This is a genomic window from Paraburkholderia sp. TE9906, from assembly GCF_056279605.1.
Window position 1 is genome coordinate 353431 of the sequence record NZ_JBWCCT010000006.1, and the last position, 25877, is coordinate 379307.

General features: G+C 65.2%; 28 protein-coding genes. 20 read left to right on the forward strand and 8 right to left on the reverse strand.

What is annotated here, in order from left to right; all coding sequences use genetic code 11:
- Nucleotides 1-68 precede the first annotated feature (68 nt).
- On the reverse strand, nucleotides 69-893 hold the full coding sequence (locus ACZ9H4_RS18475; RefSeq protein WP_408142797.1) for an IclR family transcriptional regulator: 825 nt from the start codon (nucleotides 891-893) through the stop codon (nucleotides 69-71).
- Nucleotides 894-1101: 208 nt separating this feature from the next.
- On the opposite strand from ACZ9H4_RS18475, the gene ACZ9H4_RS18480 reads away from it, so the two are divergent.
- The 9 genes from ACZ9H4_RS18480 (at nucleotide 1102) to ACZ9H4_RS18520 (ending at nucleotide 10694) form a co-directional block, all read left to right on the forward strand.
- On the forward strand, nucleotides 1102-1806 hold the full coding sequence (locus ACZ9H4_RS18480) for a FadR/GntR family transcriptional regulator (RefSeq protein WP_408142795.1): 705 nt from the start codon (nucleotides 1102-1104) through the stop codon (nucleotides 1804-1806).
- Between the two features lie 88 nt (nucleotides 1807-1894).
- On the forward strand, nucleotides 1895-2785 hold the full coding sequence (gene ltnD, locus ACZ9H4_RS18485; RefSeq protein ID WP_408142793.1) for an L-threonate dehydrogenase: 891 nt from the start codon (nucleotides 1895-1897) through the stop codon (nucleotides 2783-2785).
- Nucleotides 2786-2800: 15 nt separating this feature from the next.
- Nucleotides 2801-4114, forward strand: coding sequence for a 3-oxo-tetronate kinase (gene otnK, locus ACZ9H4_RS18490; RefSeq protein WP_476120158.1), 1314 nt, complete (start codon nucleotides 2801-2803; stop codon nucleotides 4112-4114).
- Nucleotides 4111-4773 (forward strand): 3-oxo-tetronate 4-phosphate decarboxylase, encoded by a 663-nt coding sequence (gene otnC, locus ACZ9H4_RS18495; RefSeq protein WP_408153160.1) that lies wholly within the window; start codon nucleotides 4111-4113, stop codon nucleotides 4771-4773. The genes otnK and otnC overlap by 4 nt, the downstream gene beginning before the upstream one ends.
- A 69-nt stretch (nucleotides 4774-4842) precedes the next feature.
- On the forward strand, nucleotides 4843-6177 hold the full coding sequence (locus ACZ9H4_RS18500; RefSeq protein ID WP_408153159.1) for an MFS transporter: 1335 nt from the start codon (nucleotides 4843-4845) through the stop codon (nucleotides 6175-6177).
- A gap of 78 nt (nucleotides 6178-6255) precedes the next feature.
- Nucleotides 6256-7044, forward strand: a complete 789-nt coding sequence (gene otnI, locus ACZ9H4_RS18505; RefSeq protein WP_408153158.1) for a 2-oxo-tetronate isomerase — start codon at nucleotides 6256-6258, stop codon at nucleotides 7042-7044.
- Between the two features lie 27 nt (nucleotides 7045-7071).
- Nucleotides 7072-8052: a D-erythronate dehydrogenase gene (gene denD / locus ACZ9H4_RS18510; RefSeq protein ID WP_408153157.1), complete on the forward strand. Its 981-nt coding sequence runs from the start codon at nucleotides 7072-7074 to the stop codon at nucleotides 8050-8052.
- Nucleotides 8053-8625: 573 nt separating this feature from the next.
- Complete coding sequence (gene pcaF / locus ACZ9H4_RS18515) at nucleotides 8626-9828, forward strand: 3-oxoadipyl-CoA thiolase (protein WP_408153156.1); 1203 nt, start codon at nucleotides 8626-8628, stop codon at nucleotides 9826-9828.
- 287 nt (nucleotides 9829-10115) lie between these two features.
- Complete coding sequence (locus ACZ9H4_RS18520) at nucleotides 10116-10694, forward strand: hypothetical protein (RefSeq protein ID WP_408142779.1); 579 nt, start codon at nucleotides 10116-10118, stop codon at nucleotides 10692-10694.
- A gap of 143 nt (nucleotides 10695-10837) precedes the next feature.
- On the opposite strand, the gene ACZ9H4_RS18525 is transcribed toward ACZ9H4_RS18520, so the two are convergent.
- On the reverse strand, nucleotides 10838-11224 hold the full coding sequence (locus tag ACZ9H4_RS18525; RefSeq protein ID WP_408142777.1) for a DUF2917 domain-containing protein: 387 nt from the start codon (nucleotides 11222-11224) through the stop codon (nucleotides 10838-10840).
- A 322-nt stretch (nucleotides 11225-11546) separates the two neighbouring features.
- Here ACZ9H4_RS18525 and ACZ9H4_RS18530 point away from each other — a divergent pair, with 322 nt between their 5' ends.
- From ACZ9H4_RS18530 to ACZ9H4_RS18540, 3 genes are all read left to right on the forward strand, one after another.
- Nucleotides 11547-11918, forward strand: a complete 372-nt coding sequence (locus ACZ9H4_RS18530; protein WP_408324072.1) for a lysozyme inhibitor LprI family protein — start codon at nucleotides 11547-11549, stop codon at nucleotides 11916-11918.
- Nucleotides 11919-12181: 263 nt separating this feature from the next.
- The gene (locus tag ACZ9H4_RS18535) at nucleotides 12182-13174 is read left to right on the forward strand and encodes a hypothetical protein (protein ID WP_476120163.1); all 993 of its coding nucleotides are present in this window, start codon (nucleotides 12182-12184) and stop codon (nucleotides 13172-13174) included.
- An 11-nt stretch (nucleotides 13175-13185) separates the two neighbouring features.
- Entirely contained in the window at nucleotides 13186-13542 is a 357-nt protein-coding gene (locus ACZ9H4_RS18540) for a hypothetical protein (protein WP_476120165.1), read from the forward strand.
- Between the two features lie 33 nt (nucleotides 13543-13575).
- On the opposite strand, the gene ACZ9H4_RS18545 is transcribed toward ACZ9H4_RS18540, so the two are convergent.
- Both ACZ9H4_RS18545 and ACZ9H4_RS18550 read right to left on the reverse strand, forming a co-directional pair.
- A complete protein-coding gene (locus ACZ9H4_RS18545) occupies nucleotides 13576-14070 on the reverse strand; it encodes a GNAT family N-acetyltransferase (protein ID WP_408153152.1) in 495 nt (164 codons plus the stop codon).
- A gap of 105 nt (nucleotides 14071-14175) precedes the next feature.
- A complete protein-coding gene (locus tag ACZ9H4_RS18550) occupies nucleotides 14176-15393 on the reverse strand; it encodes a sensor histidine kinase (RefSeq protein WP_408324068.1) in 1218 nt (405 codons plus the stop codon).
- A 269-nt stretch (nucleotides 15394-15662) separates the two neighbouring features.
- On the opposite strand from ACZ9H4_RS18550, the gene ACZ9H4_RS18555 reads away from it, so the two are divergent.
- Entirely contained in the window at nucleotides 15663-16022 is a 360-nt protein-coding gene (locus ACZ9H4_RS18555; RefSeq protein WP_408142766.1) for a response regulator, read from the forward strand.
- A gap of 19 nt (nucleotides 16023-16041) precedes the next feature.
- Here the strand turns inward: ACZ9H4_RS18555 and ACZ9H4_RS18560 are convergent, their stop codons facing one another.
- Complete coding sequence (locus ACZ9H4_RS18560; RefSeq protein ID WP_408153150.1) at nucleotides 16042-16953, reverse strand: LysR family transcriptional regulator; 912 nt, start codon at nucleotides 16951-16953, stop codon at nucleotides 16042-16044.
- Between the two features lie 104 nt (nucleotides 16954-17057).
- Here ACZ9H4_RS18560 and ACZ9H4_RS18565 point away from each other — a divergent pair, with 104 nt between their 5' ends.
- Nucleotides 17058-17933, forward strand: a complete 876-nt coding sequence (locus ACZ9H4_RS18565; protein ID WP_408153149.1) for an aldo/keto reductase family oxidoreductase — start codon at nucleotides 17058-17060, stop codon at nucleotides 17931-17933.
- A gap of 6 nt (nucleotides 17934-17939) precedes the next feature.
- Here the strand turns inward: ACZ9H4_RS18565 and ACZ9H4_RS18570 are convergent, their stop codons facing one another.
- Entirely contained in the window at nucleotides 17940-18833 is an 894-nt protein-coding gene (locus tag ACZ9H4_RS18570) for a LysR family transcriptional regulator (protein ID WP_476120169.1), read from the reverse strand.
- 89 nt (nucleotides 18834-18922) lie between these two features.
- On the opposite strand from ACZ9H4_RS18570, the gene ACZ9H4_RS18575 reads away from it, so the two are divergent.
- Together ACZ9H4_RS18575 and ACZ9H4_RS18580 are read left to right on the forward strand one after the other, a co-directional pair.
- The gene (locus ACZ9H4_RS18575) at nucleotides 18923-19699 is read left to right on the forward strand and encodes an NAD(P)H-dependent oxidoreductase (protein WP_408142760.1); all 777 of its coding nucleotides are present in this window, start codon (nucleotides 18923-18925) and stop codon (nucleotides 19697-19699) included.
- 185 nt (nucleotides 19700-19884) lie between these two features.
- Nucleotides 19885-20754: an alpha/beta hydrolase gene (locus ACZ9H4_RS18580; protein WP_408142758.1), complete on the forward strand. Its 870-nt coding sequence runs from the start codon at nucleotides 19885-19887 to the stop codon at nucleotides 20752-20754.
- A 31-nt stretch (nucleotides 20755-20785) separates the two neighbouring features.
- On the opposite strand, the gene ACZ9H4_RS18585 is transcribed toward ACZ9H4_RS18580, so the two are convergent.
- On the reverse strand, nucleotides 20786-22078 hold the full coding sequence (locus ACZ9H4_RS18585) for an aspartate carbamoyltransferase (protein WP_408142756.1): 1293 nt from the start codon (nucleotides 22076-22078) through the stop codon (nucleotides 20786-20788).
- Between the two features lie 416 nt (nucleotides 22079-22494).
- Between ACZ9H4_RS18585 and dapA the strand changes: the two genes are divergently transcribed.
- The 4 genes from dapA to ACZ9H4_RS18605 all read left to right on the forward strand — a co-directional run bounded on the left by dapA (nucleotide 22495) and on the right by ACZ9H4_RS18605 (nucleotide 25634).
- Entirely contained in the window at nucleotides 22495-23415 is a 921-nt protein-coding gene (dapA, locus tag ACZ9H4_RS18590) for a 4-hydroxy-tetrahydrodipicolinate synthase (RefSeq protein ID WP_408142754.1), read from the forward strand.
- A 332-nt stretch (nucleotides 23416-23747) separates the two neighbouring features.
- Nucleotides 23748-24719 carry a M23 family metallopeptidase gene (locus tag ACZ9H4_RS18595; protein ID WP_476120172.1) on the forward strand — a complete coding sequence of 324 codons (972 nt, stop codon included), beginning with the start codon at nucleotides 23748-23750 and terminating at the stop codon, nucleotides 24717-24719.
- The gene (locus tag ACZ9H4_RS18600; protein WP_408153144.1) at nucleotides 24712-25104 is read left to right on the forward strand and encodes a hypothetical protein; all 393 of its coding nucleotides are present in this window, start codon (nucleotides 24712-24714) and stop codon (nucleotides 25102-25104) included. Before ACZ9H4_RS18595 ends, ACZ9H4_RS18600 begins: the two co-directional genes overlap by 8 nt.
- A gap of 80 nt (nucleotides 25105-25184) precedes the next feature.
- Entirely contained in the window at nucleotides 25185-25634 is a 450-nt protein-coding gene (locus tag ACZ9H4_RS18605; RefSeq protein WP_476120174.1) for a bactofilin family protein, read from the forward strand.
- A 24-nt stretch (nucleotides 25635-25658) separates the two neighbouring features.
- Here the strand turns inward: ACZ9H4_RS18605 and ACZ9H4_RS18610 are convergent, their stop codons facing one another.
- Nucleotides 25659-25877: a hypothetical protein gene (locus ACZ9H4_RS18610; RefSeq protein ID WP_408142747.1), complete on the reverse strand. Its 219-nt coding sequence runs from the start codon at nucleotides 25875-25877 to the stop codon at nucleotides 25659-25661.

The following is a 25877-nucleotide window of genomic DNA, read 5'->3' on the forward strand; positions in this document are numbered from 1 at the left end:
TTCCGTAGCCTTGATCACGGTGCGCGGGCAACCCGCGCGCGCTCGCTTCGCAATCAGGCGAACCGCCTTCAACCGCGCCGCGCCACCATCTCCGACACGGTCTGCGCGGCCTGCTGCAACGGCTCCAGAAACGCCTTCACCATCTGCTTCGCCGAATTGCGCTGCGCGTTGCCGCTGATGTTCATCGCCGCGATCACGCGCCCCTGGCGATTGCGGATCGGCGCGGACAGCGAAATCAGCCCGCCTTCCAGTTCCTGATCGACGATCGCCCATCCCTGGCGGCGTACCTGCGCGATCAATCTCTTGAGTTCTTCCTTATCCGTGACGGTGCGCGGCGTATGCGCATAGAGCGGCGTCGAGCTGAGCGTCGCGTCGAGCGTTTCGTCGTCGAGCGCGGACAGCAGCACACGGCCCATCGACGTGCAATACGCAGGCAGCCGGCTGCCGATCGACAGATTGATGGTCATGATCTTGTGCGTCGGCACGCGTAGCACGTAGACGATCTCGGTGCGATCGAGCACGGCCGCCGAGCAGCTTTCGTGGACTTGCGCCGACAGGCTTTCCATCACCGGCTCGGCGAGATTCCAGAACGGCATCGACGTCAGGTACGCGAAGCCGAGGTCGAGAATCTTCGGCGTGAGGCGGAACAGGCGGCCCTCGGACTCCACGTAGCCGAGCGTCTGCAGGGTCAGCAGAATGCGGCGCGCGCCCGCGCGCGTCAGGCCGGTCGCGGCGGCGACATCGGTGAGCGTCTGTTCGGGGCGCGTCGCGTCGAACGCGCGGATGACCGCGAGGCCCCGCGCGAACGACTGCACATACGAGTCGCCCGGTTTGTCCGGGGCCGGTTCGGCGCTGGCGGGCACGGCGGAAGACGGCGGCAGGGCTTTGCTCATGGGCCTTGAGAAATGCGTTCGAGAAAAGTGCGCGCGACGCCGCACCGGTTCACGCGGCGCGCGGTGGCGCAAAGGCGTGACGATAGCTTAAGCCTTTGTGATTCGCCAACTCGACACCGATTTGCCCGAAAATACCAGGGTTTGCGCGGATGCAGGTCGCATTCAAAATTTGTATGATGACCCGATAACATGATCAATCGAGGCATCGATGTTCGACAAGATTCCTGCGCGGGCGTTGAGCGACACGGTCGCCCAGCAGCTTCTGAAGCAGATCGACAAGGGCACTTTCGAGCGCGGCGGCAAGCTGCCGACCGAGGCCGCGCTGGCGCAGCAATTCGGTGTGAGCCGCACGGTGATCCGCGAGGCGATTTCGCGGCTGAAGAACGAAGGGGTGGTCGAGCCGCGCCAAGGCAGCGGCGTGTTCGTCGCGGCGCACGGCACGGTTCGGCCGCTGCGGATCGATTCCGCCGAAGCGGCCGAGCCCGGCTCGGTCGTGCAGATCCTGGCGCTGCGTCGCGCGATCGAAGCGGAAGTCGCGTCGGAAGCCGCGATGCGCCGCAGCGATGCCGACATGGCCGCGATCGACGCCGCGCTTGCCCGCATCGATCAGGCGGTGGCCGAAGGCGAGGAGGGCGTCGCGCAAGACGTCGCGTTCCATCGTGCGATTGCGGCGGCCACCGGCAATCCGTATTTCCTCAAGACACTCACCTTTCTGAATCAGTACCTGGAGGCGGGCACTGTCGTCACGCGCCGCAACGAGGCCTTGCGCGAGGACTTTTCGCGCCAGGTGCGCGAAGAGCATGCGGCCATTGCGGACGCGATTCGCGCGGGGGATCCGATGGCGGCGCGCAACGCGGCGCGCACGCATATGTACAACGCCGCACGGCGTCTCGCGGAAGCGGGGATTTGCTGAGGTTTCAGCCCATGGCGCAGCGAGGGCGCCGATCAACGCATGCGCTCATCGGGCGCGACAACGCAGAACGAATTCATAGAGGTCAAGCATGTCCAGAAATGTCGGTGTCATCGGTCTTGGTGCAATGGGCCTGGGTGTCGCGCGGTCGTTGTTGCGAGCGGGCTTTCGGGTCCACGCTTGCGATTTGCGCAGCGAGGTGCTGCAGGCGTTCGTCGCTGAAGGCGGCGTGGGTTGCGCAACGCCTTCCGAACTTGGTGCGCAGTGCGAAGTGGTCGTCACGCTGGTCGTGAATGCGGCTCAGACCGACGCCGTTCTGTTCGGCGAGCAGGGCGCGGTGGCCGCGATGAAGCCGGGCGGCGTGGTGATCGCGAGTGCGACGGTTGCGCCGGACTTCGCGATCGAACTCGGCAAGCGGGTCGAGGCCGCCGGGTTGCAAATGCTCGACGCGCCGGTTTCAGGCGGCGCGGCGCGCGCCGCATCCGGCGAGATGACGATGATGACGTCCGGCCCGGCCGCCGCCTATGCCGCGTGCGAGGACGTCCTGGCCGCGATGGCCGGCAAGGTGTACCGCCTCGGTGCGGCGCACGGTGCGGGGTCGAAAGTGAAGATCATCAACCAGTTGCTGGCCGGCGTGCATATCGCGGTGGCCGCCGAGGCGATGGCGCTCGGCTTGCGCGAAGGCGTCGACCCCGACGCGCTGTATGAGGTGATCACGCACAGCGCGGGCAATTCGTGGATGTTCGAGAACCGCGTGCCGCACATTCTCGCGGGCGATTACACGCCGTTGTCGGCGGTCGATATTTTCGTCAAGGACCTGGGCCTCGTGCTCGATACCGCGCGCCGCTCGAAATTCCCGTTGCCGCTGTCGGCGGCCGCGCATCAGATGTTCATGATGGCGTCCACGGCCGGCCACGGTGGCGAAGACGATTCCGCGGTGATCAAGATTTTCCCCGGCATCGACGTGCCGGCGGCGAAGTAAGCAGGAGAGCGATCCATGACGGCTACAACGAAACGCGCGCTGCTCGGCTGCATCGCCGACGATTTCACCGGCGCGACCGATCTCGCCAACATGCTGGTGCGCGGCGGCATGCGCACGGTGCAGACGATCGGCGTGCCCGCATCGAGCGAAACGATCGAGGCCGACGCGCTGGTGGTCGCGCTGAAATCGCGCACCATTCCCGCCGCCGATGCGCTCGCGCAATCGCTCGCCGCACTCGACTGGCTGCGCGCGCAAGGCTGCCGGCAATTCTTCTTCAAGTACTGCTCGACGTTCGATTCGACCGACGCGGGCAACATCGGCCAGGTGACCGATGCGCTGCTCGATGCGCTGAGCGCCGATGGCGGCAACGCGAGCGCTTTGACGATCGCTTGCCCGGCGTTTCCCGAGAACGGCCGAACGATCTTTCGCGGCCATCTGTTCGTCGGCGACGTGCTGCTCAACGAGTCGGGAATGGAAAACCATCCGCTCACGCCCATGCGCGACGCGAACCTCGTGCGCGTGCTGCAACGTCAGACGCAATCGAAAGTCGGCCTCGTGCGTTACGACGCCGTGGCCAAAGGCGTGGCGAGCGTGCGCGCGGCGTTCGACGCGCTGCGTGAGGACGGCGTGCGCATGGCGATTGCGGACGCCGTATCCGACGCCGATCTCCACGTGCTCGGCGAAGCCTGCGCGGACCTGACGCTGATCACCGGCGGCTCCGGCGTCGCGCTGGGTTTGCCGGCCAACTTCCGGCGCGCGGGCTTGCTCGCTGAGCAGGACGACGCCGCGCAATTGCCGCGTGTCGAAGGTCTGTCGGCGGTGCTGGCAGGCAGCGCGTCGAAGGCGACCAACGCGCAAGTGGCGGCATGGCGCGCGAACCGGCCCGCGTTTCGCATCGATCCGCTGGCGGCGGCGCGCGGCGAAGCCGTCGTCGAGCAGGCGCTGGCGTTCGCGCAAACGCATCTCGAACGTGGCGAGCCCATGCTGATCTACGCAACGGCCACACCCGACGAAGTCAAGGCCGTGCAGCGTGAGCTAGGCGTCAACGAAGCGGGGCATCTGGTCGAAGCGACGCTCGCGTCGATCGCGCGCGGCTTGCTCGAACGCGGCGTGCGCAAGTTCGTGGTGGCGGGCGGCGAAACATCGGGCGCGGTCGTGCAGGCACTCGACGTGCGCACGCTGCGCATCGGCGCGCAGATCGATCCGGGCGTGCCGGCTACCGCGACGACCGGCGCCGAACCGCTCGCGCTCGCGCTGAAATCAGGCAACTTCGGCACGACCGATTTCTTCGAGAAGGCGCTGCGTCATCTCGACGGAGCCGCGCAATGACCGGCACACCCGCACTCCATACTTCGAATGAAGCCCGCGTGCGCGAGGAAATCTGCGTGAGCGGCGCGAGTCTCTATGAACGCGGCTATACGGTGGGCACCGCCGGCAACATCAGCGCGCGGCTCGACGACGGCTGGCTGATCACGCCGACCGACGCGTGCCTCGGCCGGCTCGATCCCGCCGATATCGCCAAGGTCGATTTCGACGGCAAGGCGGTGTCGGGCGGCAAGCCGTCGAAAACGCTGGCGCTGCATCGCGGCATCTATGCGGCGAACAGCGCGGCGCGCGGCGTCGTCCATACGCATTCGACACACCTGGTCGCGCTGACGCTCGCGGGCGTGTGGAGCGAGGCGGACGTGCTGCCGCCGCTTACACCGTACTACGTGATGAAAGTGGGTCACGTCCCGCTGATTCGCTACCAGCGTCCGGGCGATCCGCAAGTGGCCGCGCAGATCGCCGCGCTTGCCGATACGGTTCGCGCGGTGCTGCTGGAGCGGCTCGGGCCGGTGGTGTGGGAGCGTTCCGTCGCGCAGGCATCTTATGCGCTCGAAGAACTCGAAGAGACCGCGCGCCTGTGGCTGATGACGAATCCACGGCCCGCTCCGCTCGACGAAGCCGCACTCGAAGAACTGCGCGCCGTGTTCGGCGCACGTTGGTAAAGAAGCTGGCACAACAAGGCCCTGCCGCCTGAAGCGGCGCATGAGGCTATTCATGGAAGGAGACAATGCATGAGTTCGTATCAGACCGCAGCAAGCCGTCCCGTTGCCGCCGGCGCGGCACAGCCCGGCGCTGCCGAAGTTGAACGCACCTACAAAAAGGTGTTCTGGCGCATCGTGCCGTTTCTGATGCTGTGCTACGTAGTCGCTTATCTGGACCGCGTGAACGTCGGCTTCGCAAAGCTGCAGATGTCGCAGGATCTCGCGTTCAGCGAAACGGTGTTCGGCCTCGGCGCCGGTGTGTTTTTCATCGGATACTTCCTGTTCGAGTTGCCGAGCAACATCCTGATGCACAGGATCGGCGCGAAGATCTGGATTGCGCGGATCATGATTACGTGGGGCTTGCTGTCCGCACTGTTCGTGTTCGTGAAGACGCCGATGCAGTTCTATCTGCTGCGCTTTCTGCTCGGTCTCGCCGAGGCCGGTTTCTATCCGGGCGTGATCCTGTACCTGACCTACTGGTTTCCGTCGCATCGACGCGCGAAGATCATCGCGGTGTTCATGTCGGCGATTCCGGTGTCGGGGATTTTCGGCAACCCGCTGTCCGGCTGGATCATGCAGGCGTTCCATAACAGCTCGGGTTTCGCGGGCTGGCAGTGGATGTTCCTGATCGAAGCGATTCCCGCGGTCGCCATCGGTATCGCGACGATCCTCTATCTCGACAACGGCATCGCCAGCGCGAAATGGCTGAGCGAGCGCGAAAAGCGCCTGCTCACCGATGAAATCGCCGCCGCGCAGCCGCAGGAGACAAACCAGAAGCACTCGCTCGGCGCGGTGTTTCGCGATCCGCGCACGTGGTGGATGTCTCTCATCTACTTCGCGTTCGTCACCGGGCAATACGGCCTGACGTTCTGGATGCCGACGCTCGTCAAATCGACCGGCGTGAGCGGCGCGTTGAACATTGGTCTGCTGAGCGCGATCCCGTTTCTCTGCGCGATCGTCGTGATGAACGTGATGGGCCATAGCGCCGACAAACGCCGCGAGCGCCGCTGGCATCTGATCGTGCCGGCGCTGTTCGGCGCGGTCGGCTTCACGGTGGCCGCTTCGTTCGCGGACAACACGGTGGTGTCGATCGCGTTCCTGTCGTTGGCCGCCGCCGGTGTGCTGACCTGCGCGCCGCTCTTCTGGTCATTGCCGACCGCGTTCATGTCGGGCGCCAGTGCGGCTGCCGGCATTGCGATCATCAATTCGATCGGCAATCTCGCGGGCTTCGCGAGTCCGTACATGATCGGCTATCTGAAAGACCTCACGCACAGCACGCAGACCGGCATGTATGTGCTGGCCGGCATGCTGGTGATCGGCGCGGTGGCCACGTGGCTCACGCCGGCGAAGCTGGTCAATCGCTAAATCGACATTGGCGCGCGGCGCGCCCGTTCATTGCTTGCGCCGCGCGTTTGCTTACACCGTTTTCAAGGAGTTGCCGCCATGCCTCGTTTCGCCGCCAACCTGACGATGATGTACAACGAGCACGCTTTTCTCGACCGCTTCGCCGCCGCCGCGAAAGACGGCTTCGAAGCGGTCGAGTATCTGTTTCCGTATGATTTCCGCGCCGGCGAACTGAAGGCGCGGCTCGACGCGCACGGTCTCACGCAGGCGCTCTTCAATGCGCCGCCCGGCGACTGGGCGGGCGGCGAGCGCGGCATCGCCTCGCTGCCGGGCCGCGAGGACGAGTTCCGGCGCGGCTTCGACACCGCGCTCGAATACGCGCGCGTGCTCGGCAACCGCAAGGTGCACGTGATGGCCGGCCTGATCGGCGCGGATCAGCCGCGCGCGAAGCATCGCGAGGTGTATCTGAAGAATCTCGCGCATGCGGCACAGACCGCGCAAGCCGAGAACATCATGGTCGTGATCGAGCCGATCAACACGCGCGACATGCCGGGCTTTTTCCTGAACCGTCAGGACGACGCCCAGGCGATTTGCGCGGAAGTCGGCGCGCCGAATCTGAAGGTGCAGTTCGACTGCTATCACTGCCAGATCGTCGAAGGCGATCTCGCGGTGAAACTCAAACGCGATATGGCGGGCATCGGTCACATCCAGATCGCGGGCGTGCCGGAGCGGCACGAGCCCGACATCGGCGAACTGAACTACCCGTATCTGCTTGAACTGATCGATTCGCTCGGCTACGACGGCTACATCGGTTGCGAATACCGGCCGCGCGCGGGCACTTCCGCCGGCCTCGGCTGGTTGAAGCCCTATCTGCCCGCCGCCCGCTAACCCTCATCAAACGAAAGACGACCAATCATGAAAGTACTGATTACCGGCGGCGCGGGTTTTCTCGGCCAGCGTCTCGCGCGTGAACTGCTCGCGCGCGGTTCCCTGAAAGACCAGCAAGGCGCGCCGCAAGCGATTACCGAGCTGGTGCTGCTCGACGTGGTGCGTGCGGGCGATTTCGGCGACAGCCGCGTGCGCACGGAAGTGGGCGACATCGCGGAGCGCAGCGTGCTGGAACGCGTGATCGACGACAAAACTTCGGCGATCTTCCATCTGGCCGCGATCGTGAGCGGCCAGGCCGAAGCGGATTTCGATCTCGGCATGCGCATCAATCTGGATGCGTCCCGCTTGCTGCTGGAAGTTTGCCGGCAGCGCGGGCATCGGCCACGCGTGGTGTTCACGAGTTCGGTCGCGGTCTATGGCGGCGACCTGCCCGAGATCGTGCAGAACGACACCGCCTTGAATCCGCAGTCGTCGTATGGCGCGCAGAAGGCGATCGCGGAACTGTTGCTCAACGATTACGCGCGGCGTGGCTTCGTCGACGGCCGCGTGTTGCGGCTGCCCACCATCAGCGTGCGGCCGGGGCGGCCGAATGCGGCGGCGTCGTCGTTCGCGAGCGGCATCATCCGCGAGCCGCTGAACGGCGAATCGGCGACGTGCCCGGTCGCGGGTTCGACGCGCCTGTGGCTGCTGTCGCCGCGCAAGGCGATCGAGAGCCTGATCGCCGGGCTCGAAATCGATGCGGCCGCGCTCGGCAACCAGCGCGTGCTGAATCTGCCCGGGATTTCGGTGAGCGTCGACGAGATGATCGCCGCGCTGCGCGAGGTCGCCGGCGACGCGGTCGCGCAGCGGATCGTGCGTGAGCCGGATGCGCGTGTGGAGAAGATCGTCGGCAGCTGGCCGGGGCAGTGGGACACGTCGCGCGCCGAAGGGCTCGGACTGAGCGGCGATCGCAGCTTCGCGGACGTGATTCGCGGGTATATCGCGGATGAGGGGATCGAGGTTCGATGAGGGGCCTGGGCCTGGGCTTTGACTTCGGCTTCGTTTCAGCTTCAGTTTCAGCGCGGCCACGGCTTTCGTTTTTAGCTTGAGCTCCGGGCTCGCCAGCAGTTACGCTCCCGACGGCCCGCTCACCACAGCGGGTGCACAGAGCTTGTCTGCGGCTTCAGCTTTAACTCCAGGCCAACAGCCACGGGTTGTACTCCGGCAAGGCCGCTCCCTTAAGCGGCCTTGCAGTTCACCACAATTCATCCGACGCATGACGGCCACTGCGCCCTCATTCTTCGGCCTGCACGTATTCCCTGGTGCGGGCCTGGCCGCGCTTGACATGGTTTCGCGCCCGCGCCTATCATCGAGTCTCGTTGTTCGATATATGACCGTGTGTTCGTATAAAGAACAAATGGCGATTTCGAAACCGTCGTTCACCATCCTGCGCTAAGCTGCCTCGACGTGACGGCTGCCGTGTCACCGCTTCCCGTTGCGCTCGCCGGGCCGATGCCTCAGCGCATCCCGTCCACATTGGCGCCAGCGCCAGAGCGGCCGGCCACGGCGCCGCGCGCGCAGCACATCAACTGGAGACATCACATGACCGAAGCATTCCTGTGCGACGCGATTCGCACCCCCATTGGCCGCTATGCAGGTTCGTTGTCGTCGGTGCGCGCCGACGATCTGGGCGCGGTGCCGCTCAAGGCACTGATGGAGCGCAACAAGAGCGTCGACTGGGACGCGATCGACGACGTGATCTACGGCTGCGCGAACCAGGCCGGTGACGACAACCGCAATGTCGCGCGCATGTCGCTGCTGCTCGCGGGCCTGCCGCAAGGCGTGCCGGGCTCGACGGTGAACCGTCTGTGCGGCTCGGGCATGGACGCGGTCGGCATTGCCGCGCGCGCGATCAAGTCGGGCGAGGCCGCGCTGATGGTGGCGGGCGGCGTCGAAAGCATGAGCCGCGCACCGTTCGTGATGCCCAAGGCAAGCAGCGCGTTTGCGCGCCAGGCCGAGATCTACGACACGACGATCGGCTGGCGCTTCGTCAACCCGCTGATGAAGAAGCTGTACGGCGTCGACTCGATGCCGGAGACCGCCGAAAACGTCGCGACCGACTACAACATCAACCGCGCCGATCAGGACGCATTCGCGCTGCGCAGCCAGCAGAAGGCGGCTCGTGCGCAACGCGACGGCACGCTCGCGCAGGAAATCGTCGGCGTGACGATCGCGCAGAAGAAGGGCGATCCGGTCACGGTGTCGCAAGACGAACACCCGCGTGAGACCAGCCTCGAAACGCTTGCCAAGCTCAAGGGCGTGGTGCGTCCGGACGGCACGGTCACGGCCGGCAACGCGTCGGGCGTGAACGACGGCGCGGCGGCTCTGCTGCTCGCCAACGAAGAAACGGCGAAGCGCTTCGGCCTCACGCCGCGTGCTCGCGTGCTCGGTATCGCCACGGCCGGTGTCGCGCCGCGCGTGATGGGCATCGGCCCGGCGCCCGCCACGCAAAAGCTGCTGGCGCGTCTGAACATGACCATCGATCAGTTCGACGTGATCGAGCTGAACGAGGCATTTGCTTCGCAAGGTATCGCGGTCTTGCGCGCACTCGGTGTTGCCGACGACGACGCGCGCGTGAACCCGAACGGCGGCGCGATCGCGCTCGGCCACCCGCTCGGCATGAGCGGCGCGCGTCTGGTGACGACCGCGATGTATCAGCTGCATCGCACGCAAGGCCGCTTTGCGCTGTGCACGATGTGTATCGGCGTCGGCCAGGGCATCGCGATCGCTATCGAGCGCGTGTAATGGTTTGAAGTGGGGCGTGTCGCGTTTCGCACGCGTCCCTGCTTTGCAAGGCATCATGAACAGCCCCATCGCTTGTGCGATGGGGCTGTTTTGTTTTGTGCTTCATGCGCCGTATCGTGTGTTCATACGCAGCGGATGTGTGCGGGCTCGCTGCGTGCTACCAAAAAAGTAGAATCGTTTGAAAGCGGTTGTCCTGAAGAGGTGGTTATGACTGGCGTCGAACGCGTATGTCCTCTAATTCGGACTACCGCCGAGCCGGACCGAACACTGTCACAAGGAGCGCGCAGATGAAGGCAATGACGATTGGCGCAGCATTGATGGTCGCGGCGTTCGCCGCGGCGCGACCGGCGTGGGCGCAAGACGACATGGCGAGCGCTGCGCAAGGCGTGATCGGCGCAGTGGAGCCGGTGCACATGAAGGCGGAAATCGTCGGCATCGATGCGGGCAGCCGCTCGCTCACGCTGAAGGGGCCTGGCGGCAATGAAGTGCCCGTGCTGGTAGGCCAACAGGTCAGCACGTTCGATCAACTGAAGGTGGGCGATCGGGTAGACGTGCTCTATAAAAACGCGTTGCTCGTGAAGGCCGAGAAGGTCGTCGGTGCGGAGAAGGGCATTCGCAAGCGCGTCGACAAGCAGACGTACACGCCGGCCTCCGGCGGTTTCGAATCGGCGCGTCAGACCGAAGTGGTCGCCACCGTGGAGAAGATCGACCGGAAGAAGCGGCTCGTCACCTTGCGTGGCGCATATCGGACGCAGACGCTCGAAGCCGGTCCCGGCGTCGATCTGAAAGACGTGAAGGCGGGCGACACGATTCACGCGGTATTCGTGTCGGCCGCGGCGGTGCAGATCACGCCGGTGGGGCAGTGAGTGTGATGCACACGGCGCGATGAGACTACCCATACCGTCGAAACGCACACCCCCTGACAGCAGGGGTGCCACCGCATTTCTTCTGACGCATATGCACGTTTCAGCCATCACGCGAGCGCTACGCTGTGCATCGAATGGCTTCGCTAACGCGGTGTAGGCGTGCCGATGCTCAACCACGCGAGCCTTCCCAGGCAGCGCCCGATCACCCCGCGTCTGGCGGGCAGCAAGCTGCTCAACGACACGCGTGCGGCAGCGTCGCCGTCCGTGCTGAGCCACACACGCTCGCCGCGTTGCAGGCGGAGTTCTTCGCCGGGCGCGAGCCAGTGATCGTAAGGTGAACTGACACGCGTGAGCCAGACACGCGCGCCTTGCACCGTGAGCGTGCTGTTGGCGTCGACGCGCCAGGTCAGCGTCGCGCCGGGCAACACGGAAAAATGCACTACGACTTTCGGCAGACACTCGTCGGGCCGATGCCGATACGACACCAGACTCGAGTCATCGTCCATGCACTGCGGGCTTGCCTGATCCATCTTTGTTCTCCTTCATCGTGCCGGCTGACGGAGGCGCCCACAAAACAAAAGGCCCCTTCCGTTACCGGCGGGGCCTTGGGGGTCTTGTTTGCAGATTCAGACTACTAGCGCACACATGCTCCCAATGGCCAGCCAGTGATGGCTCGCATCGGGTGATTAATCGCAATGGCGATGAAGAGGTGCGTCAGCATGGAATCGAGTGTGCCGTTTTGCCGCAGGGCTTGTCAATCAAAATGTGCTGCTTTATGCACGCATCACGCGGATTGACACGCGAGCGTCCATGCTGGCAGATTCATTCCATCGCATCCACTCCCGAACGACGATGACGAGAAACCATAACCGCCGCATCAAACGACGTCTGCAATGTGCGCTGATCATGATGGCCGCGTTCGCTGCCGGTTCCGTTTGCGCCGCGAGCTTCGACTGCAATCGGGCGCGTTTGCCCGACGAGAAGACGATTTGTGCTTCCCGGCAACTGAGCGAGCTGGATGTCGAGATGTCGGTTCGCTATCAGATGCTGACCGGACTCGTCGCGATGGGCACGCGCGGCAACATGCAGGACGAACAACAGGCATGGCTGAAGTCGAGGCAGGCATGTGGCCGTGATCACGCGTGTCTGCTCGCGGCATATCGTCGGCGCATCGACACGCTGAAGGACGAGTACGCGCACCTGGCGAGTCGCGGACCGTTCTGAGTTCGCATTTCGCGCCGATATTCAGATGCGTGCGCGACGAGGGCGCACGCCACGTTCCGGGCGTCGCGCCCGCCCGCAACAATCTATGTCGAGATATGTCACGACGCCCGCAAAACGCCCGCAAACCCTCGCCCAACGGGCTTCCCTCGCGGTGAAACAAGGTGACATATCTGCGTTGCTGATTTACCTGGTGGGTCCTTCTATAGTCCGTCTGTCGCCACACCGCAGTGACACAAGTGGCCCGAACCCAGCAAGGACATACCGTGAAAAATCGTTCGTTCGTCGTCCCGGTCAGCGCCGCGTGTGTTGCGTCATCGGTAGCCTCTTCATCCGCGCGCGGTGCGTTGCGCAAGCTCGTGCTCGGCGCCACCGCCGCCATCCTCGCACTCGGCAGCGCGTCGGCGTTTGCGTGGTCGCAGCACGGCACGGCGTACACATCGCGCGGCACCTACAACGGCGCGCGTTACGGTTCGTGCGGCGGCGGCAGCTGTTCGCACGCGGGCGGCGTCGCGGGCCCTTATGGCGGCTTTGCCAGCAACACCGGCACCGTGACGCGTAACGCGCCGGGCCAGTTCTCGAATTCGGGCACGGCGACCGGGCGTGACGGCAACTCCGTCCAGCATGCCGGCGACACCGGTTGCGCCGGCGGGAGCTGTTCGCACACCGGCACGCTGACGGGTCCGGACGGCAAAACGGCCACCACCTCCGGCGACGTGACGAAGACCGCGCCGGGCCAATATTCGTCGTCGGGATCGATCACCGGTTCGAACGGCAACACGGTCGATCATTCCGCGTCGACCAATTGCGCCGGCTCGACCTGCTCGCGCTCGGGCACGGTGACGGGCTCGGACGGCGGGAGCGTCTATCACGCCGGCACGGCGACGCGTGTCGCGCCGGGCGTCGTGACAACCTCGACGAGCGTGACCGGCACGCACAGCAACACGGTGACGACGAGCGGGACGGTGGTCACGAGCGGCGTCGTCGCGACCGGCGGTACGACGGTTGTCGTGGCGCCGAAGCCGGTGGTGTACGTACCGCCGCCTCCGCCGCCGGTCGTCTACGTTGCGCCCAAGCCGGTCGTGGTGGCGCCGCCGGTGGCTTATGTTCCGCCGCCAGTGGTGTACGCACCGCCGCCCCCGCCGCCGGCCCTGTATGTGGCGCCGCGCGTCGTGTACGTCGCGCCGGCGCCGCGCCCGGCGGTGTGGGTGCCGGGCCATTGGGTCGGGCGAGTCTGGGTGCCGGCACACTGGGCGTGAGGAGCGCGGCGATGCGAGTCCATTGTGACGCGATCGATGAACAAGGACGGGCTGTGGCGCACCGCGCGCATGTCGAAGCGATATCGACGAGCGCTGCTTTCAAAGGCCTGCTCGCGGCGCTTATTGTCGCGCTAGGTCTGACGGCGGTTGCGAGTGAGTTCATCGCAGACACTTACGGCCTTCACGCGAACGATGCGGCCGAGGCATCGCAAGACTGTTCCGCGCGATACGCCGCGTTGCTCGACCTGGCCGAACTGGCGCGGCGCGACGGCAAATCGTCAGAGATCGTCGTGCGCGGGTTGAGCGAGCACGGCGGCGCGATGAGTGCCTGTCTGCTGGCAGGCCGTAGCGAACCGGTGCCGCAATGAAGCACCGTGTGCCCGCCGCACGGCGCGGCACGACTAAACCGGCTGATCTTCCTGGGGATGGCGAGTCAGATCGCACTCCAGAAATATCGCGCCGGGGATCGGATTGAACACGTAAGCAGGGATGGGTTCAAAACCCAGCGATGCATAAAGCCGCAGCGCCGCGTGCATGCTCGGCAGCGTGTCGAGGCGGATGCGGCGATAGCCCGACTCTCTTGCCACCGCGCAAATGCGTATCGCCAATTGCTTACCGGCCTGCAAACCGCGACCCGACGCACGGACATACAGACGCTTCATCTCGCAGGTCGTGTCATCGAGCGGGCGCACCGCGACGCAGCCGACGATATCCGCTTCCTGATAAGCGAGCAGCACGCGGCCGCGGGGCGCAGCGAATTTGCCGGGCAGGTCGGCCAGTTCGGAATCGAAATCCTGGAAGCAGAGATCGATGCCCAGACTCTCGGCGTATTCACGAAAGATGGCCCGGACGGCGTCGAGCTGTTCCGGGAAGCGGGCGGTGTGGATGTGGATCATTCGCGCGTAGTCGTGGGCTGTTTCGACGTAGCGCAGGCTTGCTGCGCTTTGAGTTCGAGCAGTTTAACGGAACGTGTGCGGTGCGATGCCGCCACCGCTTAGACCTCATTGCGTTTGTTCGAGCACCACCGGAAAGCGGATATCGAACGCCGTCCCCACGCCCTCGCGGGACACGAAATCGATCTGCCCATTCAACATGCGGCACAACTCCTTGACGATCGAGAGACCCAGGCCCGTGCCTGGAATATCCTCGCCCGCGGCGCGCTCGAATTCGTCGAACACGCGCTCCGCGTCCGAAGCCGCGATGCCCACACCGGTATCGGACACACGAATCGTCCAGTGCTCTGTGCCGGCCATGGCGAACTGCAGTTCGACTTGCCCCGACTTGGTGTACTTGGTCGCGTTGGACAGCAGATTGACCGCGATCTGTTTCAGCTTGAGACGATTGGACGTGACCGTGTGCAACGCCGGGTCGCACGATGCGCGCAAGGTCAGCCCTTTGGCCTCGATCAACGGACGCGTGGACGTGACCAGTTCGTCGTAAAGCTCGCGCGGCTCGACCTGTTCGAGTACGAGCGGCGCGCCGTCGCCGAGCATGACCGCATACTCGACCATCTGATCGACCAGCAGCTTCATGTCGTCGGCCTGCCGGTTCGCGAGCGCCAACGCGGTATCGGCCTTCGATGGCGCTCGCGCGATCAGTTGCAGTGCGATGGAAAACGCATTGAGGAAATTACGCAGGTCGTGCACCACGCTGCGCGTGATCTGCATCCGCGATTCGTGCAGCTCGCCCACCAGCCGCTGTTTCAGTATCAACTCATGGTTCGCGCGTTCGAGTTGGCCGGTGTATTCGTCGATCTTGCGGTCACGCTCGCTGACTACTTCCTTGATCGACGTGTACGACACCATGCTGAACGCTTCGGTGATCAGCCGCCGCGCGCGGTTTTCATGACGGCGCGTGAACGTGCTGTCCTGTTGCGCGAACGCTTCGAGCGCCTCGTCGAGCACCTGATGGAAGAGGTCGAGTTCGCGTACGAGCTCCTCGATCCGGTAGCCCTGGCGCCACCGCACGTTGCCGTGCTTTTTCGCGTTGCGTTCGATCGATGTTTCGACGCGCTCCAGATCTTCGCTATCGAGCGCCGCGCAGAGTCCTTCCAGAATCTCCGGCAGATGATCGGCGAGTTGCTGGTACGTGAGCTTGTCGGCTTCAACGAGATCGAGGTCGCTCGCCACGGCGTTCATCCATTGCTCGGTGAGCCGGAGTCGCTCCGAGCGGACGAAGTCGGCGAAATTGCGCAGCGGGCTCACGCGGGTGTCGGTCATGACTGGAACGCAGGGGTGAAGTTTCTACAATGCGCAAAGGCTCAAATCACTGCGGACATATCGGTTGCGGGCACATCGCCGCACTTTGGAGAAACAAGCTGTCCGCTGGAGTGATTGAGAGACCCGACCAGCAGGCGCTGTGCTCACCTGGACTTGCCACGCGCCGTTCAAGCCAGTCATCCGGTTCATTATCACCGCATTCTCCATGAGCGGAACATTTGTTGCGGCGCCATCCGCAGACGAGCAAGACAATCAACCCGGCGATCCTGATGCATTCAATCCTGTTGGTGGACGACGAGCCGGAAATCCTCGCGGCGTGGCGCCTGATTCTCGAACGTGAAGGTTATGAGGTGGGTTGCGCGAGCAACGGCGCCGAGGCGATGGCGCGCTCGGCAGCGCACGTTCCCGACCTGGTTATCACCGACTGGACGATGCCGGTCATGGACGGCGCAGAATTGTGCCGGCGTCTGCGGGCGCTGCCGGGATTCGCCAATGTGCCCATCGTCGTTCATACCGCGGTCCCGCCGCTCGAAGCCGACGGGAAGAACTGGGACGTGTGCGTGCGCAAGCCGGTCGGCGCGGAGCGCTTTCTGGCGATGGTCGCGCAACTGTGCAAGCGCACGCGTTGAGATGCCGGGCGCGCGCGGCTCAATCCGTCTGACCACCCGCATTGCCCGCCTTCACGAAATCGACGAACGCGCGCAACGGCGCCGGCATGTGGCGGCCGCCGGGATAGTAGAGAAAGGGCCCCGAAAAGCGCTGCCACCACGGCTCCAGAATGGGCTCCAGCGCGCCGCTGTCGAGTGGCGCACGCAGCATGTCTTCGAACAGATGGATCACGCCGACGCCTGCCACCGCGCAACTGACCGCAAGATCGATCGCTGCGCCTGGCCGCACGATCAGGGGTCCAGACGGATTCAATTGCAGCACTTCGCCGTCGCGCTCGAAGTACCAGGTCGGTGTGGCGCCGCCGGCAAATTGGCCGCGCAAGCACGCATGCGAGAGCAACTCGCGCGGATGCTCGGGGCGTCCGTGTGCGTCGAGATAGGCCGGGGCCGCGGCTGTCGCGAAGCGCTGCACGCGTGGTCCGATCGGGATCGCGATCATGTCCTGTTCGAGGCGTTCGTCATAGCGAATGCCGGCGTCGCAGCCGATCGACAGCACGTCGACGAAGCCGTCCTCGACCACGACTTCGACGCGGATATCCGGGTACTGCTTCAGGAAGGATGCGATGACGTTCGGCAGGACGATGCGCGCCGTGCTCGACGGCACGTTCAGTTTGAGCGTGCCGGTCGGCGTGTCCCTGAAGCCGTTGAGGACATCCAGCGCCGCTTCCATTTCGCCGAACAGCGGCGTCAGCTTTTCGATCAGGCGCAGCCCGGCCTCCGTCGGCGCGACGCTGCGCGTGGTGCGGTTCAGGAGACGCAGCTCGAGTTTGCTCTCCAGGCGGCGCACGGCGATGCTCAGACTCGATGCCGACACGCCGGCGCTGCGCGCCGCGTCGCGAAAGCCGCCCGCCCGGGCGACGGAGACGAAGGCGGCCAGGTCGTTCAATTCCATTGCGATTGTTCACATTTTTAAACAACCCGTACACGTTAGACCTGTTTATTTAACAACGCAATCCCGGCGATACTGCCGTTCATCCACTCATCAAGGAGCGCGTCATGTCGAATGTCAGTTTCACGGATAGCTTTTCGCTTGCCGGCCGCACGGTGCGGCGCATGGGGTACGGGGCGATGCAGCTTGCCGGCCCAGGCGTGTTCGGGCCGCCGAAAGATCGCGCCACGGCGCTCGCGGTGCTGCGCGAGGCGGTGGCCTCGGGTGTGAACCACATCGATACGAGCGACTTTTACGGGCCGCACGTTACCAACCAGCTGATTCGCGAAGCCCTGCATCCGTACCCGGACGATCTCGTGATCGTCACGAAAGTAGGCGCGACGCGTGGCGACGACGGCGCGTGGTTGCCGGCGTTCGAACCCGCGGATATCGAGCGCGGCGTGCACGACAACCTGCGCAACCTCGGCCTCGACGTGCTGGAAGTCGTCAACATGCGCATCATGGGCAGCGTGCACGCGCCCTCCGAAGGCTCGATCGAAAAGCCGGTGACGGCGCTCGCCGAGCTTCAGCAGCGCGGGCTCGTGCGTCATATCGGGTTGAGCAATGTGACCGCCGCGCAAATCGACGAGGCGCGGCGCATTGCGGAGGTGGTCTGCGTGCAGAACCACTACAACCTCGTGCATCGCGACGACGACGCCTTGATCGACGAGCTCGCCGACAAGGGCATCGCTTACGTGCCGTTCTTTCCGCTTGGCGGATTTACGCCGATCCAGTCGTCGGCGCTATCGGACATCGCGCAGACGCTCGGCGCGACGCCGATGCAGGTGGCGCTCGCGTGGCTGTTGCGTCGGGCACCTAACATTCTGCTGATCCCTGGTACGTCTTCGCCTGGGCATCTGCGCGAGAACCTGGCGGCGGCGCGCCTGAATCTGAGCGGTGACGTGCTCGCCCAGCTGAATGCGATCGGCAGCGCCAAAGGCTAAGCGTCGTCACACCGACCCCGCGACGTGCTCCCGCAACCATTGATGCGCCGGGTCTCGATGCGAACGCTCATGCCAGAGCATCGCCATCTCGTAGCCCGGCACGTCGACGGGCGGCTCGACCATGCGCAGCGCGCCGCAGTCGCGCGCGAGCCGCGCGGGCAGCATGCCGACGAGGTCGGTGCTCGCCAGCACCGACAGCATGAACAGGAAATGCGGTACCGAAAGCACCACTTTGCGGGTGAGTCCCGCTTTCGCGAGCACTTCGTCGGTGACGCCGACAAAGCCGCCGCCCACCGGCGACACGATCACATGGTCGAGCTTGCAGAACTGCGCGAGCGTCGGCCGGCGCTTGAGCCGCGGATGATCCGCGCGGCCCGCCAGCACATAGCGCTCCGCAAATAGCACACGCCGGCGCAATCCTTCGGGCGAGCCTTCGCTCGTGTGAAAGGCCAGATCGATCTCGCCGCGTTCGGCCTGTTTCGCGATGCGCAGCGGCGCCGCTTCGACGACGGCGAGGCGCGTGCCCGGCGCCGCCGCGCGCATGCCGGCCAGCGCGGGCAGGATGATCGTCGACTCCGCGTAATCGCTCGCGGCGACGCGCCACGTGTGGGTGGCCACCGCCGGATCGAACGGGCTCGCCGGGGCGACCGCGCGTTCGAGCGCTTCTAGCGCCTCGCGCAGCGGTTCGCGCAAGGCCTCGGCGCGCGCGGTGGGCCGCATGCCGCGCGGCCCGGGCAGCAGCAGCGGATCGCCGAACACCTCCCGCAGTTTGGCCAGATGCACGCTGACTGACGGCTGCGAGAAGTTCAGGCGTTCGGCCGCGCGCGTCACGTTGTGCTCCGACAGAAGCACATCGAGCGTGACGAGCAGGTTGAGGTCGAGTGTTCGTAGATTAACCATCGCAATACCAGATATATTGGGAATTCATTTCCAATATACCGGAGCGGAATCTATCGTGATGTCATTCAATCACGAAAGAGAGCACGGTCATGAAAGTTCTGCTTGTTTACGCGCACCCTGAACCGAAATCGTTGAACGGGTCGCTCAAGGATTTTGCAGTCAAGCGGCTCGAAGACGCGGGCCACGTCGTGCAGGTTTCCGACCTGTACGCGATGCAGTGGAAAGCCTCGCTCGATGCGCACGACAGCATCGAGCGGCAAGCCAGCGAGCGCTTCTATCCGTCCCGCGAGTCGAAGCATGCGTTCGAGAATGGCCTGCAGAGCGAGGACATCGTCCGCGAGCAGGAGAAGCTGATGTGGGCGGACGCGGTGATCCTGCAATTTCCACTCTGGTGGTTCTCGATGCCGGCCATCCTCAAGGGCTGGGTGGAGCGCGTCTATGCATACGGCCTTGCGTACGGCGTCGGCGAGCACTCCGACGCGCGCTGGGGCGAGCGTTATGGCGAGGGCAGGTTCGCCGGCAAGCGCGCCATGCTGGTGGTCACGACGGGCGGCTGGGAGTCGCACTACAGTGCGCGCGGCATCAATGGTCCGATGGACGACGTGCTATTCCCGATTCAGCACGGCGTCCTGTATTACCCCGGTTTCGACGTGTTGCCGCCGTTCGTGGTTTATCGCACGAGCAGAATCGACGAGGCGAACTATGCCGAGGTTCGCGAAGCATTGGGCCAAAGACTCGACGATCTCTGGACCACCCAGCCGATACCGTTCCGGCAGCAGAACGGCGGCGCGTATGCGATTCCTGAACTGACGCTGCGCGACGATCTGGCGCCGGATCGGGTCGGCTTCGCCGCGCATGTCGAATAGGCCGGGCAGGCAGGGGCGAACGTTCGCTCCTCCCTGCGCGTGAGCGTGTGCGGGCTTCACTCTGAAGGGATCGTAGGTTGCGCTGAAATTTGGTTGTAAGTCGCTATTGCTAGAGTCGTCGACGCAAGCAGGCCGCCGCATGCCGGGTAGTGTTCTTCGGACACCTAGACAGGGAGAGCGACACCGTGAATCCAGTTCGTGCGTTCTGGCTCATTCTGACGCTGCTCGTCACGGCGCCCGCATGGGCTTATGAGTCGCGGGTCGTCACCATTCCCAGCGCGGCGATGCACGAGTCGTTCGAGGCGACGGTGGTGCTGCCCGATCAATATGCGCAAGGCAATACGGCCAATCGCTTTCCCGTCGTCTACCTGTTGCACGGTTCCGGCGGCGACTACACCGACTGGGCTACGAATTCGCCCATCGGCAAGCTGGCCGACCGCTATCACGTGATTCTAGTGATGCCAGACGGCGGTCATGAAAGCTGGTACATCGACAGTCCGGTCAATCCGCGCAGCCGTTACGAGACCTACGTGGGCACGGAAGTGGTGGCTTACGTCGACGCGCACTTCCGCACCATTGCGACGAAAGAGGCGCGCGCGATTACCGGCCTGAGCATGGGCGGATTCGGCGCGCTGCATATCGCGCTGGGCCGGCCGGATGAATTCGGCGCCGCAGGCAGCATCAGCGGCGCGGTGGACCCGCGCGGCTCCGAGGACGAACCCGGCATCGAGCAGGTATTCGGCGACCCGGCCCGCGATGCGGGCTTCTGGAACAGCGAGGCGATCGTCGAGAATGCGCGCAGTTTCGACGACGCGCATATCGCGCTGACGATCGACTGCGGCGTGAACGATTCGCTGGTGCAGTCGAATCGCATGCTGCACGAGCGGCTCGTCGAACTCGGCGTGCCGCATGACTACGCCGAGCGGCCCGGCGGCCACACCTGGGCGTACTGGTCAAACGCGGTGCAGTATCAGGTGCTGTTCTTCGCCAGCGCGTTCAGGCACGCGCGCATGGCTGGCACCGCGGCAGGCAACCTCACCAGCGCCGCGAGCTGAACGCGCGAATTCGAGTACCGCGCCGTGGCCTTCAGTCGATGCCGTGAAACACCGCGTCATCCGGGCCGAGATACGCGGGCGGGCGCCACGCGGCGTCGCGCATCGAATGCTGAACCAGCTTTTCGACGCCCAGCAGCACCGCGAAAATCGCCATCCGCACCGGAATGCCGTTGTCGGTCTGCCGGAAAATCGCCAGCCGCGCGTCGTGGTTCAGATCCACGCTCAGGTCGTTCGCGCCGGGCCGGCTGTCGCGCGGCAGCGGGTGCATGATCAGCGTGTCGGCGCCGCATACGCTGTCTACCAGCGCCTGATTGATCTGGAAATCGGGCGTGTAGCCTTCGAACGATTCGTCGGTGAAGCGCTCTTTCTGGATGCGCGTCGCGTACACCACGTCGGCGCCGCGCAAGCCGTTGGCGAGGTCGTGAGTCTGCTCGATCACGTGGCCGTTGCGCGAAATCTGCTCGATGATGTAGCCGGGCATTTCGAGCATCGGCGGCGAAATCAGCGTGAATTTGATGCCGCGGTACAGCGCCAGCAGTTTCACCAGCGAATGCACGGTGCGCCCGTACTTCAGGTCGCCGACCAGCGCGATATGCGCGCCGTCGACGATTTTCCCCAGACGCGAAAACTCCCGCTGGATCGTGTAGAGATCGAGCAGCGCCTGGCTCGGATGCTCGCCGGGGCCGTCGCCGCCGTTGATCACCGGCACGTTGGTCGCGCGCGCGAATTCGGCCACCGAGCCTTGCTCCGGATGGCGGATCACCAAGGCGTCGACGTAGCCGCTCATCACGCGGCTCGTGTCGTAGATCGACTCGCCCTTGGCCATCGACGAAAACGTGAAGCCGGTGGTATCGCACACCGAGCCGCCCAGCCGGCAGAAGGCCGCGCCGAAGCTCACGCGGGTGCGCGTGCTGGCTTCGAAGAACAGATTGCCGAGCACCGCGCCTTCGAGCACGCGGGAGATTTTCCGGCGTCGCGCGATGGGCTGCATGATGTCGGCCACCCGGAACAGCGCCTCCACCGAGTCGCGCGAGAACTGATCGACCGACAACAGTTGGGGCCGGCCTTCGAACAGCATCTGGCTGGCAAGCGATTGTGAATCTACGCTCTGCGTATATTTTTCGCCGGGGTCGCCGTGCACCACGATCTCCGACACGAAGCGCTCGACGATCTCCGGCATGGCCCGCGATTCCTGCGAGTCGTCCGGCAGAAGCCACGTGTCGAGCGCCCGGCGCGAAACACCGATGCGGCTTGCGAACGTGTCGCGCGTCATGTTCAGGCGGCGCATCGCGTCGCGTAGGAAGGCTTGTTGCGGGACGCTCATGGAGGCACCTGTCGGGGAAGGGAGTGGTGGCGGATGTACGCGGTGCGTATATTAGTTGGCCTGCAGGAGAAGTCAAGCGCTTTTCGAGATGGCTTTGCCAGACGGCGCCGCAGCCGGTTACACTGCGGTTCATGCAATCCGGCCCCACGTTCCGACTCCGCCTGTCGACCCTCGCACACGACGCTTTCACTAGCGCGGCGGGGATGCGCGCGGACGAGTTGCGCGTTCGCAGCAGCGCGAACCGCCCGAATGTTGGCGCCAAAGCCAAAAAACAGCCGCTCATCTGACCGGAGCACGCTGTTCCGTCGTCAGATGTGCGACGGAATAGCCGGTCACCGCCCGCCTGCGGCCTGTCCTGAATGTTTCCCTCGTACCGCTGAACGGAATCGATACGGTCGCGTCATCGAGGTAGAAACATGTCTGATTTTTCGGGTATCTGGATTCCGCTCATTACGCCGTTCGCCGACGGCGCCGTCGATCACGCCGCGTTGCGCGCGCTGGTGCGCCGCTATGCCGGTGCGGGCGTCGCCGGGCTGGTCGCGCTCGGCACGACCGGCGAGCCCGCCGCGCTCGATGCCGCCGAGCAGGACGCCGTGCTGGCAACGATTCTCGACGCCGCGCAAGCCGTGGCTCGTGGTGCGGACGGTGCGCGGGCGTTGCCGGTGGTGGTCGGCGTATCGGGTAATCACACGGCGAGCATGCGCGAGCGCATCCAGCAACTCAACACGCTACCGATCGCCGGCGTACTGATTGCCGCGCCGTATTACATCCGGCCGTCGCAAGCGGGGATCGTCGGTCATTTCACCGCACTCGCCGATGCGAGCGACAAGCCGGTCGTGCTCTACGACATTCCGTACCGGACCGGTGTGCGGCTCGAACTCGATACGTTGCTGACGCTCGCCGCGCATCCGCGGATTCAGGCCGTGAAGGATTGCGCCGGTTCGCTCGATACCACGCTCGCGCTGATTCGCGACGGCCGCCTGCAGGTGCTCGCCGGCGAGGACATCGCGATCTTCAACACCGTTTGTCTGGGCGGCAGCGGCGCGATCGCGGCGTCCGCGCATCTGCGGCCGGAGCGCTTCGTCGCGCTGTATCGCGCGCTGACGGCGGGCCGGCTCGACGAAGGGCGACGCATTTTTCACGATCTCGTGCCGCTGATCCAGGCGGCGTTCGCCGAGCCGAATCCGGCGCCGGTGAAGGCGCTGCTCGCCGCGCAAGGGCTGATCCGCAACGAACTGCGCATGCCGATGACGCGCGCGAGCGATGTGCTCGCCGCGCGGCTCGAAGCGCTGGACGGACCCTGTGCAATTGAACAGGATGCCGAACGATTGACCTGATCGGATCGTCGCGCGGCACGGGCGAAAGGACGGTCATCGCGACACATCCAGGCACGGCTTGCAAGCGGTGTTTGGCATCTCTAATCACCGCTCTGTATTTGAGATAAAGCTTGGCGTAGCCAGGCGATAATCGGCGCCCTTCTGGTCCTTTATTGCCGCCGGCCTGTGTCCGGCCCATGCCGAATGCAGCCATTCCTGTTTGCCAATTTCCTGTCCCGTGCCTTCATGCGCCGTCTGCCGGGCGCGAGTGACGCACCGATGTCCCGCGGCATGCGCCGCGACTCGCTTGCACGGTTTCGTGCCGCTTGCGCTTCGTGCGCGGGGAGCCCGTGATGGCTTCCGTATTCAGTGCCGGTAGTCAGCTTTCCAGCGGCTCGGTCCGCTTCGTCACGCGCCGCACGGCGTTGTCGGTCGCGGTGGGGGCGGCTTGCGGCGCGGCGTCGCTGGCGCTCGCCGCGGGCGTCGCGATTGGCATGCACTGGGATGCGCATGAGGCGTCCGGTGCTCAGGCTGCAAGCCGCGTCGAACACGATTACGCGATCGATCAACTCGGCAAGCTCAGCGCGTCGGTTGCGCAGATGGAGCCGCGTATGGCGCGGCTGACCACGCAGGTCGGCGCCTTGCGCGATTTCGAAGCACGTCTGAATACGCCGCGGCCCGCGCCGCGCGCATTGGCTTCGCCCGTTCCGTTGGCGCCGGCGTCCGACGCGGAGTTGTCCGCCACCGACGGCGAGGGCGGCCCCGCGCTGTCGCCGCGGCCCTGCAGCGAAATCGTGCCGTCTGCACACGGATCTGCCGACGCCGAACGCACGCGCCGGCAGCTCGATTGCATCGCCGCGACGCTGTCGGCGCTCGAACAGCAAACCGCCGATCACGAACTCGCCTACGCCGCTTTCCCGGGGCGCATGCCGGCCGACGGCGCGCGCTTCGGTTCGCCGTTCGGCAACCGCAGCGATCCGTTCACGCATCGTTTGAGTTTTCATCCGGGCATCGATCTGGTCGCTAAAACCGGCACGCCGATCATGGCGGCGGCGGGCGGCCGCGTGGTGTTCGCCGGCGAGAAAGCGGGCTATGGCAACGCGGTCGAAATCGATCATGGCAACGGACTCATGACGCGTTACGGGCACGCGTCGCGAATCGTCGCGCATGTCGGCGACCTGGTGCTACCGCGTCAGCACATTGCCGACGTCGGCTCGACCGGACGCTCGACGGGCCCGCATCTGCATTTCGAAGTGCTGGTCAACGGCGCGCCGGTCAATCCGGTCGACTACCTCGCGCTATTCGCGCCGGCGCCTCATGGCTGAGCGCTGGGACGGCCGACGGGTTGACCGCGTCGCGCTCGCACTGAGCGGGCGCACCTACACGCTGCGGCCGGCGCGATCGCTGGCTCGGCGCGTGGCCATGTGGGCCGGGGCGTGTGCGTTCAGCGCGGCGCTCGGCGCGGCGGCGCTGGCCGGCTGGGACGCACGGCGCGCCGGCATGCCGCCGGCCCGGTGCGCGCCCGCATCCGTCGACGAAGGGCAACAGCAGACCGAACTGGCCCGCGCGCGGCTTGCGCTGGCGCAGGAGTCGGCGGCTCGCGCGGCGGTGCAGAAGTCGGCCGACAGCGCCGCCGCCGACGTCGCGCGGCTCAATGTCGAGTTGCAGTTTCTGCGGGGGCAGAGCAAGACACAGACGGCGCGGCGGTGAGTGGGGGCGCACAGCGCAAACCCGCCCCCGTTGCCCGGACAGCATCACGCGACGAACATTCTTATTCCGAGGAAACCGTTATGTTCAGCAAGAAAAAAAGCGCGGGCATCGAACAGACCAAGCTCGCCACCCTGATCGCCCACGACGTGCGGATCACGGGCGACCTGCAGTTCAGCGAGGGCCTGCGCATGGATGGCCACGTGAAAGGCAACGTCAGCGGCGCGCCCGGCGCCCAGACGCTGCTGGTGCTGAGCGAGCGTGGCTCGATCGAGGGCAACGTGCACGGCTACGACGTGGTGGTCAACGGCAGGATCGTCGGCGATCTGATCGCGGATCACTTCGTCGAGTTGCAGGGCAATGCGCACGTGACCGGCAACATCTACTACCAGCAACTGCGGATGGACTGCGGCGCGTCGGTCGATGGCAAGCTCACCAAGCGGGAAGCCGCGCAGGCCGTGCAGGCGGCGCCGCTCCTGGTCTCGCTGGACGAGTCCATGCGCGACGAGCGCAGGGAACGCAAGGCCGGCTAGGCGGGCTCGCCGCGTGTCAAATGGTCAAACGGCGCCCGGCATCGAGGGAGCGTGCGGCACGGCGTCGTGGTGGCCGCGGACGTCGCCGTGCGGCATGAGCGCATCGCGCTGTGCGCGCACGGCGCGGCTCGTCGCGAGGCGTGCGCACGCGCCGCGATCGAGCGTGGCGAGCATGTCGCGCTCGACGCTCAGCCGTTTGAACGCCTGTGCGATCAACCCGCTCAGCGGTTCAACAACCGGCAC